At 50.8% G+C, this 12,555-nt stretch carries 12 protein-coding genes; 6 read left to right on the plus strand and 6 right to left on the minus strand.

Annotated elements, in window-relative coordinates:
- The first annotated feature begins 230 nt into the window (after nucleotides 1-230).
- Entirely contained in the window at nucleotides 231-713 is a 483-nt protein-coding gene (locus DDY07_RS14665; protein ID WP_171696404.1) for a cytochrome P460 family protein, read from the plus strand.
- A 54-nt stretch (nucleotides 714-767) separates the two neighbouring features.
- Here the strand turns inward: DDY07_RS14665 and DDY07_RS14670 are convergent, their stop codons facing one another.
- Nucleotides 768-1,607 (minus strand): S1 RNA-binding domain-containing protein, encoded by an 840-nt coding sequence (locus DDY07_RS14670; protein ID WP_171696405.1) that lies wholly within the window; start codon nucleotides 1,605-1,607, stop codon nucleotides 768-770.
- A 242-nt stretch (nucleotides 1,608-1,849) separates the two neighbouring features.
- On the opposite strand from DDY07_RS14670, the gene DDY07_RS14675 reads away from it, so the two are divergent.
- Nucleotides 1,850-2,362, plus strand: coding sequence for a hypothetical protein (locus DDY07_RS14675; protein WP_253734495.1), 513 nt, complete (start codon nucleotides 1,850-1,852; stop codon nucleotides 2,360-2,362).
- Between the two features lie 44 nt (nucleotides 2,363-2,406).
- On the opposite strand, the gene parE is transcribed toward DDY07_RS14675, so the two are convergent.
- Together parE and DDY07_RS14685 are read right to left on the minus strand one after the other, a co-directional pair.
- Nucleotides 2,407-4,296 (minus strand): DNA topoisomerase IV subunit B, encoded by a 1,890-nt coding sequence (gene parE / locus DDY07_RS14680; protein WP_171696406.1) that lies wholly within the window; start codon nucleotides 4,294-4,296, stop codon nucleotides 2,407-2,409.
- 234 nt (nucleotides 4,297-4,530) lie between these two features.
- Nucleotides 4,531-5,028, minus strand: coding sequence for a phage tail protein (locus DDY07_RS14685; RefSeq protein ID WP_171696407.1), 498 nt, complete (start codon nucleotides 5,026-5,028; stop codon nucleotides 4,531-4,533).
- 675 nt (nucleotides 5,029-5,703) lie between these two features.
- Between DDY07_RS14685 and DDY07_RS14690 the strand changes: the two genes are divergently transcribed.
- The 4 genes from DDY07_RS14690 (at nucleotide 5,704) to DDY07_RS14705 (ending at nucleotide 9,332) form a co-directional block, all read left to right on the plus strand.
- On the plus strand, nucleotides 5,704-5,937 hold the full coding sequence (locus tag DDY07_RS14690) for an exodeoxyribonuclease VII small subunit (RefSeq protein WP_171696408.1): 234 nt from the start codon (nucleotides 5,704-5,706) through the stop codon (nucleotides 5,935-5,937).
- Nucleotides 5,930-6,823 carry a (2E,6E)-farnesyl diphosphate synthase gene (gene ispA, locus DDY07_RS14695; RefSeq protein ID WP_171696409.1) on the plus strand — a complete coding sequence of 298 codons (894 nt, stop codon included), beginning with the start codon at nucleotides 5,930-5,932 and terminating at the stop codon, nucleotides 6,821-6,823. The genes DDY07_RS14690 and ispA overlap by 8 nt, the downstream gene beginning before the upstream one ends.
- A gap of 118 nt (nucleotides 6,824-6,941) precedes the next feature.
- A complete protein-coding gene (gene dxs, locus DDY07_RS14700; protein WP_171696410.1) occupies nucleotides 6,942-8,801 on the plus strand; it encodes a 1-deoxy-D-xylulose-5-phosphate synthase in 1,860 nt (619 codons plus the stop codon).
- A gap of 15 nt (nucleotides 8,802-8,816) precedes the next feature.
- A complete protein-coding gene (locus DDY07_RS14705) occupies nucleotides 8,817-9,332 on the plus strand; it encodes an adenine phosphoribosyltransferase (protein WP_171696411.1) in 516 nt (171 codons plus the stop codon).
- A gap of 42 nt (nucleotides 9,333-9,374) precedes the next feature.
- On the opposite strand, the gene DDY07_RS14710 is transcribed toward DDY07_RS14705, so the two are convergent.
- Genes DDY07_RS14710 through hpnH form a run of 3 tightly spaced genes read right to left on the minus strand, consistent with a single transcriptional unit; the run spans nucleotide 9,375 to nucleotide 12,171 of the window.
- Nucleotides 9,375-10,394 carry a VacJ family lipoprotein gene (locus DDY07_RS14710; RefSeq protein WP_171696412.1) on the minus strand — a complete coding sequence of 340 codons (1,020 nt, stop codon included), beginning with the start codon at nucleotides 10,392-10,394 and terminating at the stop codon, nucleotides 9,375-9,377.
- A 21-nt stretch (nucleotides 10,395-10,415) separates the two neighbouring features.
- The gene (locus tag DDY07_RS14715; RefSeq protein WP_171696413.1) at nucleotides 10,416-11,021 is read right to left on the minus strand and encodes an ABC transporter substrate-binding protein; all 606 of its coding nucleotides are present in this window, start codon (nucleotides 11,019-11,021) and stop codon (nucleotides 10,416-10,418) included.
- Nucleotides 11,022-11,067: 46 nt separating this feature from the next.
- A complete protein-coding gene (hpnH, locus tag DDY07_RS14720; protein ID WP_171696414.1) occupies nucleotides 11,068-12,171 on the minus strand; it encodes an adenosyl-hopene transferase HpnH in 1,104 nt (367 codons plus the stop codon).
- Nucleotides 12,172-12,555 lie beyond the last annotated feature (384 nt).

The following is a 12,555-nucleotide window of genomic DNA, read 5'->3' on the forward strand; positions in this document are numbered from 1 at the left end:
GAGTCGCTTGGGCTGCGAGCCTTTTGCAGCCCAACACCACGCCGTCTTTCCCGCCCCTGCTGTCGTCTTAACCGCCATTACCGCTTAACACCGGACCTAATGTCCAGCCGCGCCACACAAACTAATAGCGCATCACTATTTGTTTGACAAAATCCGCAAATCCACTTAAAAAGGCCATGTAGTTTCGATTCGAAATTATGTATGCATTTACTTTTATGGGGGATACGATCATGAAAAAAAGCATTTCGTTACTGATGGCGGGCCTGCTAAGCACAGTTGCCGTTACCGCGTTCGCCGCAGATCAGGCCGTACCGTTTCCGGAGGGCTATCGCAATTGGCTGCACGCCAAAAGCATGCTGATTCAACCCGGCCACGCCCTGGAAAATCCGTTTCAAGGCCTGCATCATGTCTACGCCAATAAACAAGCGGAAGCGGGTTTGAAAACCGGTAAATACGCAGACGGCTCGGTGCTGGTGTTCGACTTACTGCAATATCAGGAAAAGGATAAAACCATTCAGGAAGGCGAACGCAAGCTGGTGGGCGTGATGTTAAAAGACGCGAAAAAATTTGCTGCAACCGGCGGCTGGGGCTTTGAAGGCTTTGCCGGCAACAGTAAAACCGAGCGGCTAGTGAAAGACGGCGGCACTTCGTGCTTTGCCTGCCATGCCTCCGAGCAAAAAACCGATTACGTGTTCTCGCAATATCGGCCTTAGTCTCTAAAGCTGATCCTCGGGAGAGACGCAAACTATTGCGTCTCTCCATTTGCTTTAAGCTTGTTCGACCAAACGGATACCGGTTTCTTCGATGACGATCCGCCGCTGCTTATACAAGCCGCCAATCGCCTGCTTGAAGACTTTTTTGCTGACGCCGAAGGTATCGTAAATAATCTCAGGCGCACTTTTGTCGGTTAGCGCCACATAACCGCCGCGCTTTGCCAGTATCGTCAAAATCTTCTCAGACGTGCCATCGACTTTCTGGCCGTATTTTTCCTGGCTCAGGACCAAATCCAGCTTATTGTCGGGGCGGACTTTTTTGATATAGCCGGTCAATGACTGGCCTTTTTGCAAGGGCTGAAAAGTCTCGCATTTATACAACACGCCCCAATATTGATTATCCACCACCGCTTTAAAGCCCAAGTCGGTTTCGTCGGCGATAATGAGTTGCACCGCCTGGCCGTCTTTGTAATAAAACGCCTGATCCTGAATAAAATCATCCAGCATCATCGTGGCGGCGATGCGGTTGTTTTCGTCTAAAAACAGACGCACCAGATAAGAACGGCCTTCGACGACTTTCCCCTTCTGTTCGCTGAACGGCAGCAACAAATCCTTTGGCAATCCCCACCCCAAAAACGCACCGGCATGGCTGAGAGACACGCATTTCAACCAGACCACCTGATCGACTTGCGCAAGCGGAGTTTGCAAGGTAGCGATGGTTTGATTCTTGCCGTCAATGTAGACAAAGGCGTTTACGGTATCGCCAACCTTTAGATTATCCGCGGCATCTTTGTCCGCCAAGCCAATCTCGCCAAGCTCCCCACCATCCAGACCATACTGATTATCACGCTGGCTGACGACGGTTAAAATGTTGAATTTGCCTAGTTCGATCATGAAGATTCCGGAGTTTGATTGGGTGTGAGCGTTGGCACTTGCTAGCCACACGCGGAGAAATGAAGGGCTATTATACAAACGAATCGGTAAAACCGCAGGCTGCATCGCCTTAAACGGCGGCACCATATACTCCAAATACGCACCTAAAACGAAGTCAAAACCCCGTTATGCTGCCACCCGTCTATAATGGACGGTTTTTTCAATTCGATAAAACCTGCTTTTATCGAATATAAGTGTCGATTATGAATTTACTCCTGAAGTATCTATCCTCTTGCTGGTTTCTGAACAACCCGTCCGAGTTAGTCCCGCCCAACTCGTTTATGTGGAAAAACGTGGCGTTCTATCTGATTTCCGGGATGATCGTTGAAGGCTTGATCTCCGATCCGGCGGACGGCACCTTGGAAGTTTTAGGTCGCACCACAATGGCTTTCGGCTCGGTGGCGATCTTATTGCTAATAGAAAAAAAATGGGGCTGTTTTAATCAGCTGTATACCTCGATTTTCGTCTGCGAGAATTTCATCATGACTTTGGCTGTCGCAGCCGAAGCGCTCGACTATTGGCTGGTATTGCAACACCATATCTACCGCGAAGAAATTGGCATCGGCATCGCGGTGTTTCTGGTGATTTGGTATATCTCCATCGTCAGCTATATCTTTCGGGCTTTCTTCAGTTACCCAACCAGCGTCAGCGTAGTTTACGCATTTAGTTACTTCATACTGACCTACGGCATCCCAATGCTGTTGATGGATATTTGACGGTCAAGCCAGCCGGAGCCCTCTAACCCCGGCCAGAGTGTCGCTTATATTTGCGCTAAGTTGCCCCGATCTTCCAGCCAGCTTTTCCTATCGCCGGCACGCTTCTTCGCCAATAATAGATCCATCTGTTCGCGGGTATCGTCATTTTCCGCGATGGTCAATTGCACCAAACGGCGCGTGTCCGGATTCATCGTTGTTTCCCGCAATTGCGAGGGATTCATCTCTCCCAAACCTTTAAAGCGCTGGATGTTGATCTTGCCGGTGAGTTTTTCGGCTTCGATGCGCGCCAACACGCCCAAGCGTTCCGACTCGTCCAGTGCATAAAACACCTTCTTGCCGACGTCGATTCGGTACAACGGCGGCATCGCCACGAACACATGCCCTGCCCTGACCAAGGCATTGAAATGCTGGTAAAACAACGCGCAAATCAAAGTCGCGATGTGGTTGCCGTCGGAATCGGCATCGGCCAGGATGCAGATTTTGCCGTAACGCAGATTTTGCAGGTCGTTGCTGTCCGGCTCTATACCCAGCGCCACCGCGATGTCGTGTACCTCCTGCGAAGCCATCACCTCGCCGGAATCAACTTCCCAAGTATTCAGAATTTTACCGCGCAACGGCATGATGGCCTGGAATTCGCGGTCCCGCGCCTGCTTGGCCGAGCCACCGGCCGAATCGCCCTCGACCAGGAACAGCTCTGTCCGGCTCAGATCCTGACCGGAACAATCCGCCAACTTGCCGGGCAAAGCCGGGCCGCTGGTGATTTTTTTGCGGACGATTTTCTTGCCGGCGCGCAGCCGTTTTTGGGCACTGGCCAGGATGATTTCAGCGATCTTTTCGCCTTCCTGCGGATGCTGATTCAGCCACAGGCTGAACGTATCTTTGGCGACGCCGGATACAAAGGTCACGCATTCGCGCGAGCTTAGCCTTTCCTTGGTTTGCCCGGAAAATTGAGGATCTTCCAGTTTTACCGACAATACAAAATGGCAGCTTTCCCAGACATCTTCCGGGGCGATTTTCACGCCGCGCGGCAATAGATTGCGAAAATCCAGAAATTCGCGCATCGCTTCGGTCAAGCCGGCGCGTAAGCCGTTGACATGAGTACCGCCTTGGGCAGTCGGCACCAGATTCACATAACTTTCGGCGATGGTTTCCGGCAAACTGTCCGGCGTCCAGACTATGCCCCATTCCACCGCTTCGTTGCTGGCCGCCATGTTGGCCATGAACGGCGGCTGCGGAAAAATTTCGGCATCGCCCACCCTATCCAGCAGATATTCCTGCAAGCCGTTTTGATAACACCATTCGAACTGCTCATCGCTGAGTTCGGAGTTTAAAGTAATTTTCAAGCCCGGACACAGTACCGCCTTGGCTCGCAACACATGTTTGAGCTTGCTGACAGATACCCGATTGGAATCGAAATATTTGCCATCCGGCCAAAAATGCACGCTAGTACCGGTGTTGTTTTTACCGACCGTACCGCTCTGCTGTAATTCGCCAACCTTGTCGCCGCCGGCAAATTCCATTTGATAGACACCGCCGCCACGCTTAATCTCCACCAGCAGTTTTTCCGACAGGGCATTCACTACCGACACGCCGACACCGTGCAGACCACCGGAAAATTGATAGTTTTTGTTGGAGAATTTACCGCCGGCATGCAACTGCGTCAGGATCACTTCCACACCAGGGATGCCCTGCTCGGGATGTATGTCCACCGGCATGCCCCGGCCGTTATCATCCACCCGCACCGAGCCGTCTTTATACAGTACAACATTGATGGTATCGGCGTGGCCGGCCAAGGCTTCGTCCACGCTGTTGTCCACCACTTCCTGCACCAAATGGTTGGGGCGGGTGGTATCGGTATACATACCGGGGCGCTTGCGCACCGGGTCCAGGCCGCTCAGTACTTCTATAGCGGCCGCGTTATATTCTTGGGTCATGATGTCTCGTAATAGGTAATAACAGAGTGTCGGCTGACCATTATATGTCAGCAACGCGCGCCAGGGAGGCTCCGGAAAGCCGGTCTTCATCCCCGGGCTCACCATGTCCCAACTTCCGCAAGCGCCATCTGAAATTATCTAAGTGCAGGAAAAGCCGGACCCACGGCGTTTTCCAGGGCGCCGCCACCGATTTTTGACGACAAGCCAACTGTTTGGCGCCAGCCCCGGTTTCGATCAGCGCATACGTAGAACTTGGTCGACGGCGAACACAATGGTTTCTTTGCCGGGCGTTGTTTCGTTGAAATCGATAGCAGCAGGCCACAAGCCATTGAAGCTCCACTCCGCGATGGGCGTCATCGCCTGGTCATAGGCTATCAGCGTCGCATCGACCCGCGACCGGCCTGACCTACCGCTGACAAACTGTTGTCGCCAAGTCCAGAGATCCATCGACTTGGTCAAACCTTTACTGCAGGTAATATTTTTAGCCGATAAGCGTCCGGGTATCTTAACTGTAAGGTTCTCTCCCCGCGCACTAACCCTGGTTTGCTCCACTTCGTTCTGCGAACCCATGCCTTTGCAATCGGTGAAATAAGTGGTGACTCCTCCGGCGCTGAATTCGTAATAGACCAACGGGGCGGAATTGTCTATGACATTCTCAACGGCTCCGCCGCTGGCTGACGAGACCACGACTGCACCGAATAAAACGCTGATAAAACGGCTGGTTGTTTTCATGATATATCCTCAAAAAGTTTGATTCGGTGCGCCTAAACGGCGGCCGAACGGTTCGATAATTTGGTTTAGAAGAAAGCCACCGATCCGATGTTTAAACAATCTGTCGTAAAAATCGATGAACTTCGACTTGTAATGGCAAATGGAATGCCACTTTCCAAAAACCCAAGTAACAACAAAATAAATCATTGAATAAAAACAATTATTTTTAAACCGCCATCGACAAACAGGACCGCTAATACAGCCTATCGCCCACGGCATATCGTTTTTTGCACGAAATATCGTAAAACTTCGAAAGGTTAATTGGTCTGGCTTGCGAACGGTTCGTACCGAGCGGCGTAATAGCTATCGCATAATGGCGTAAGCGGAGAGCGGTTCCGGCGGAAACGGGATAGGGATAATTGCAACGTGACATTTCGGATGCCCCCCGCTGAGTGTTTAGGTTCGGAGCACGTGAATGGCTCGGGAAGCTGGAGCCTTGGAATCCAGGCAAACCTGGGCAACCTCAAAAATGTCACTGTAACTGCAGCCGCTGACGCCTCAGTGTTAGCGAACAACTGAACGAACCGAATTGCTGCCACTAAATCGAAAACAACAGATGCAATCCAAACTCAATGGCAGAGCAATTCATACTATAATGCTTGGTCATTTTTTGAGCACCGCAAGCCACTTTATAATATGTCGAGACGTAAAAGCGCATCCCAATTTGAGGAAGCGATGGAAGAACTGGAGAAATTGGTCGAGCTGATGGAACGCGGCGATATTTCCCTGGAAGAATCCTTAAAATCCTTCGAACGCGGCATCAGACTAACTCGTACCTGCCAGCAAGCACTGCAAGACGCCGAGCAGAAAGTCCAAATTTTATTAGAAAAAAACGGCCAGCAAACTTTGGAGCCATTCACCGATGAGTAACTTAAAAGCCTACCTTTCCGCCTGCCAGAACCGCGTCGAACGGGCGTTGGACGCCCGGCTACCCGGCGAGAACATTCTGCCGCAAACCTTGCATCAAGCCATGCGTTACAGCGTACTGGACGGCGGCAAACGCACTCGCCCATTACTGACTTATGCCACCGGCCAAGCCTTGGGCTTGAGTGAAGACCTGCTGGACGCTCAGGCTTGTGCGGTGGAATTTATCCATGTTTACTCCTTAATTCATGACGATTTGCCGGCGATGGACAACGACGACTTACGCCGCGGCAAACCGACCTGCCATAAGGCTTACGACGAAGCGACGGCGATTTTGGCAGGCGATGCATTGCAAGCACTGGCTTTTGACATATTAGCCAACGACCCAGCCATTCAAGCCGGCGCGGAAGCCCGAGTCAAAATGATCGCGGCATTGACCCGCGCCAGCGGCTCGCAAGGCATGGTTGGCGGCCAAGCCATCGACTTGGGCTCTGTCGGCCGCAAGCTGACTCTGCCGGAACTGGAAAACATGCACATCCACAAGACCGGCGCGTTGATTCGCGCCAGCGTCAATCTGGCTTCGCTATCCAAACCGGATCTCGATGCCGAAGTCGCTAAAAAACTGGATCACTACGCCAAATGCATAGGCCTGTCCTTCCAAGTCAAAGACGACATTCTGGATGTAGAAAGCGATACCGCTACACTGGGTAAAACCCAAGGGAAAGATGTCGATAACGACAAACCGACTTACCCGGCACTACTGGGAATGGCCGGCGCCAAGGAAAAAGCTCAGGAGCTGCATGAACAAGCCGTCGCCAGCCTAGCCGGCTTTGGCAGCGAAGCGGATTTGTTACGCGATTTGTCGCTGTATATCATCGAACGTACGCACTAAGCGTAGCGAACTGCACGATTTATACTTCTTGCGCCAAAATCCTTCCGGTTTTCCGCTTGCGTCTACTGGGCTGGCGCGGAATATTGTGGCGCAAACATATAAAGGAATTTTTTAACCCATGACAGCCTCTGATTTCCCGCTCCTCAATACCATCCAGACCCCCGCCGACGTTCGGGCCCTGAAGCCTGAACAACTGGAGCCGCTGGCCGATGAGTTGCGTCGCTATCTGACCCATACCGTCAGTATCTCCGGCGGCCATTTCTCGGCAGGCCTGGGCACGGTGGAGCTGACGGTGGCGCTGCATTATGTGTTCGATACGCCTTCGGATCAGTTGGTGTGGGATGTGGGACATCAGGCTTATCCGCATAAGATTTTGACGGGGCGGAAAGAGCGGATGCCGACGATTCGCACCTTGGGCGGGGTGTCGGCGTTTCCGTGCCGGACGGAGAGCGAGTACGATGCGTTTGGGGTCGGTCATTCGTCAACGTCGATCAGCGCGGCGCTGGGCATGGCGATTGCCTCGCAGTTGCGCGGGGAAGATAAGAAGATGGTGGCGATCATCGGTGACGGTTCGATCACCGGCGGCATGGCCTATGAAGCGATGAATCATGCCGGCGATGTCAATGCCAATCTGTTGGTGATTCTGAACGATAACGATATGTCGATTTCGCCCCCAGTAGGCGCGATGAATAATTATCTGACCAAGGTGTTGTCGAGCAAGTTTTATTCGTCGGTACGGGAAGAAAGTAAGAAGGCTTTAGCCAGTATGCCGTCGGTGTGGGAACTGGCCCGGAAGACGGAAGAGCATGTGAAGGGCATGATTGTGCCGGGCACGCTGTTCGAGGAGTTGGGCTTTAATTATTTCGGGCCGATCGACGGCCACGATGTGGAGATGCTGGTTTCGACTTTAGAAAAGTTGAAGGATTTATCCGGGCCGGTGTTTTTGCATGTGGTCACCAAGAAAGGCAAAGGCTATGCACCGGCGGAGAAAGATCCCTTGGCCTATCACGGGGTGCCGGCTTTCGATCCGAGCAAGGATTATTTACCCAAAGCCGCACCGTCGCCGCATCCGACCTATACAGAAGTATTCGGGACTTGGCTGTGCGATATGGCCAAACAGGATGAGCGGCTGCTGGGGATTACCCCGGCGATGCGCGAAGGGTCGGGCTTGGTGGCGTTTTCCCAGCAGTTTCCGAAACGCTATTTCGATGTAGCGATTGCCGAGCAGCACGCGGTGACCTTGGCGGCTGGTCAAGCTTGTCAGGGGGCCAAGCCGGTGGTGGCGATTTATTCGACCTTTTTGCAACGGGCTTACGATCAGTTGATTCATGATGTGGCTTTGCAGAATCTGGATGTGTTGTTTGCTCTAGATCGAGCGGGCTTGGTGGGACCGGACGGCCCAACCCACGCGGGGGCGTTTGATTACAGTTATATGCGCTGTATTCCGAATATGCTGGTGATGGCACCCGCCGACGAGAACGAGTGCCGGCAGATGCTGACCACCGGTTTCAAACACCATGGTCCGGCCTCGGTGCGCTATCCGCGCGGCAAGGGGCCGGGGGCCACGGTTGACAAGGCCTTGACCGAACTCCCCATTGGCAAAGGCGAAATCCGCCATCAAGGCAGCCGGATTGCGATTCTGGCCTGGGGCAGTATGGTGACACCGTCGGTGGAAGCCGGCAAACAACTGGGCGCCACGGTGGCGAATATGCGCTTTGTGAAACCGCTGGATGAAGCCTTGATTTTGGAGTTGGCGAAAAGTCACGATGTGATCGTCACGGTTGAAGAGAACGTGATTGCCGGCGGTGCCGGCAGTGCGGTGAACGAGTTCTTGCAGGCGCAAAACATTCTGATGCCGGTGTTGAACATCGGCCTGCCGGATCGCTTCGTCGAGCAAGGTAGTCGCGAGGAGTTGCTGGCATTATGCGGCCTGGATACTAAGGGTATCTTGGCTAAGATTCAGGCGGTGTGTGCGTAAATCTGGAGGACAGAAATGGATAGATTGAGAAACAAGATTCGGGATATTCCGGATTTTCCAAAACCCGGCATTATCTTCAAAGATATAACACCGCTGGTCAAAGACCCCGCCACATTACGTCTAGCGGTCCATCAACTGCTACATCCTTTCTTAGGCCGCGACATCACCGCAGTGGCCGGCATGGAAGCACGCGGCTTTATTTTCGGTTCGCTGGTGGCATGGGAACTGGGCATTCCGTTTATCCCACTCCGCAAACCCGGCAAACTACCTTATGGTGTACAAAGCGTTTCTTACGACCTGGAATACGGCTCGGCTGAACTGGAAGTGCATATCGATGCAGTGGACAGTAACGACAAAGTGTTGTTGATCGACGATCTATTGGCCACTGGCGGGACCGCCAAGGCTAGTTGCGAACTGATCGAAAAGCTGGGCGCTACCGTGGTAGCCTGTGCTTTTGTGGTGGAACTGGACTTCTTACAAGGGCGGGAAAAACTGGGTAACTACGAAGTGCATGCCTTGCTACATTACTGAGAAATACTACAGAGACGCCTCCCTGCGTCTCTTCAAACAAATTTAACGGCGATTAAGCGGTCTTTTTTTTTTACTCATTTGGTCCATTTTGTCCGAGGCTTTTTCAAATTCCAAAGCAGCATTATCGAACGATTTGGACATGCTATCGAACGCCGCACCACTGGGCTTTATGTTGCCAGGAACTACCTCAATGCCATTTTGCACGTGACCGGGTAGTTTTTTGGCTGTATCGGCTTTTGGTTTTTGCGTCGCACTAGTTTCTTTAGGCTTTGCTGAAGAAATTTCGCCAACATCAACATCCGCATCTATATCGAGATCATAGTCAGTCGAATTACTCTTGCCGTCATTAATCAAGTTCTTGCGATATTGCAAAAATGACTCACGGGTAAACACATAAGGATCCAAGGCTGCTTCGTCGATAAAATTCAACGCGCCTTCGGCATTCGCCCTATCGTTAATCCCTTCTACAATGCCGGTACCCGGCACGTAAGTTCCTGGATTGGCGGCTTTATCCACCACAATTGCCGCGCCGTCACGCACAGTAGTCGGCCCCAAAACCGGCAGCACCAAATAAGGGCCCTGATCGACTCCCCAGACCGCGAGCGTTTGCCCAAAATCCTCAACATTATTTTGCAAGCCTAGATCGCTGGCCACATCAAACAAGCCGAGCAGACCCACCGTGGAATTGGTCAGGAACCGCCCAGTATCGGAAGCCCCTTGTTCAAACTTACCTTGCAGAACATCGTTCAAAACAACATTGATACCTTTAAGATTGGTAAAAAAATTGCTAACTCCAGTTTGCATGAAATTGGGCGTTACAGTCTTATACCCATTAGCGATGGGCTTCAGCAAATGCTTATCCAAGCCCATGTTAAAACCGTACATGGAGCGATTGAAACCCTCGTAAGGATCCGCTGCGTCTGACTTAGCTTTAGACGCTCTGTTAGCATCGACCGGATGCTTATCCGTGGTAGCACACCCGGTTACCGATAATGCGCTTGAAAATAACACCACCCAAAACAGGGATGCCTGGCTGCTGCCTTGATAACGAGGGCTATACATTACTGACGATTCCTAACAAACTTATTGCTTTGCGTAACTTTCAATTTTCTCAGTGATTTTAACGATCAAGGCATCAAAGCCATCACGGCTTAATACACTAGTGTAATCCGATCTTTTCAATGCCAAATCACTGACGCCATCGGCTATTATATTGATAATTTGCCAGCCATCGTCTTTTTTCTTCATCATATAATCGAACTTGACATCCTTTTCGCCGGGAATATGCAAGTTGGTATGAATCACCACGCCCCCCCTACCGGTCTCCTCTTCAGAAGCAAAGGTAAACGATTCGCCCGAATAGTCTTTAAAGTTATGAGCATATGCCGACACACTAAGCTTGCTGAATACGCTTTCCAGTTTATTCTGCTGCTCCGTTGTCAACTCTTCCCATTGCTTGCCCACCACGATTCTGGCGATTTTAGGCAAATCATGGCTCTTTTTTACCGCCACATCCAGCTTGTCGTAGCGCCCTTGAAAGCCAAGCTCTTTGCCCGCCTTCATTACGCTCAGCAGCTGATTTTGAAACTCTTCGACAACCTGACGAGCAGAAATCTCTTCAGCATTAGCCAAGGACGACAGGCAGACAAGCACTAGCAAACTAAGACCGAAATACAATTTTTTAAACATAATCGTTATAAAAACCTGTTAATGAGGATGACTTCCTGGGTTAGTCTTAAGACTCTACTTTTACCGGAATCTCGGAAATTGCCGATTTTTTGAAAGAAGCAACAAACTCAGGCTGCTTTTCGGCAACCATTTCACCTGAAGTTTTGGGACCGCGCACCGCCGCCCACAATGCTTTCAATGGATGCGCCAAGGTATCCTCAACCGCTGTTGCTTCGTAGCCGCAATGCGCCATGCAATTAGCGCATTTAGGATTTTTCACTGTACCGTATTTGTCCCAAGGCGTGTCATTCAGCAACTCTTGAAAAGAATTGGCATTACCTTCGTCAGCCAACAAATAGCAAGGTTTTTGCCAGCCGAATACGTTGCGCGTTGGATTACCCCATGGCGTACAGTCGTAATTCTGATTGCCGGCCAGATAATCCAAATACAGCGACGAATGGTTCAATTTCCACTTACGGTTCTTGCCGATTTTGAAAATACCGCGAAACAGGTTTTTAACGTCAAGGCCTTTAATAAACACGTCCTGCTTAGGCGCGCGCTCGTAGCTGAATCCAGGCGCAATAGTGACGCCCTCTACACCCAACTCCATCGCGTAATCCAAAAACTCCGCCACTTCTTCCGGGGTTTCACCTTGGAACAGGGTGCAGTTGACGGTAACCCTGAAACCTTTACTCAAGGCTAATTTGATCGCTTCGACAGCGATGTCGAAAACGCCTTCCTGGCAAACGGAAGTATCATGCCGCTCTTTTAAACCATCCAGATGCACGGAAAAGGTCAAATAAGGCGATGGCGTGTAATCGTTAATTCGTTTTCTTAACAGCAAGGCATTGGTGCAAAGATAAACAAACTTCTTTCTAGCAACGATACCGGCCACAATCTGCGGCATTTCTTTATGAATCAAGGGTTCGCCGCCTGGAATGGACACCATCGGTGCGCCGCATTCATCAACCGCAGCCAAACACTCCTCAACAGAAAGCCGCTTGTCGAGAATATCATCGGGATAATCGATTTTACCGCAGCCCGCGCATGCTAAATTGCATCTGAACAGGGGCTCCAGCATCAAAACCAAAGGATACTTTTTTACACCTTTGATCTTTTGCTTGATCAGATAACTACCTACAGCCAATTGCTGACGTAAAGGAACACTCACAGCATTATTCTCCAAAAACTATCACGACATCCAGCGACCACAGCTGTTACAAAAAAACAACAGCCGCAAACCGATAACCATCTTAGAAGTGACACCTGCTGCGGCCAATTTAGACCATCAATTAGGCTCGAGGCGCACAATTAGATGTGGTCAGAATACCACTTTCCAACAACATACTCCAGATAAAATACGCAAAAAACAACAAGAACATGCGCACATTTCCTGAAAGCCACACAAAGCCGCTTAGCAACCACAAAAAAGCCTAACCCCTAAAAAACCATAATTATTTTTCTAAAACAACAACAAAGATCAGAAACATGAACTCATATATTGCTTTTGCCAGCACCATTTCGACAAATTTGCCATAAAGCAACATCACTTTGC

This window comes from Methylomonas sp. ZR1, assembly GCF_013141865.1.
Classification (GTDB): Bacteria; Pseudomonadota; Gammaproteobacteria; order Methylococcales; family Methylomonadaceae; genus Methylomonas.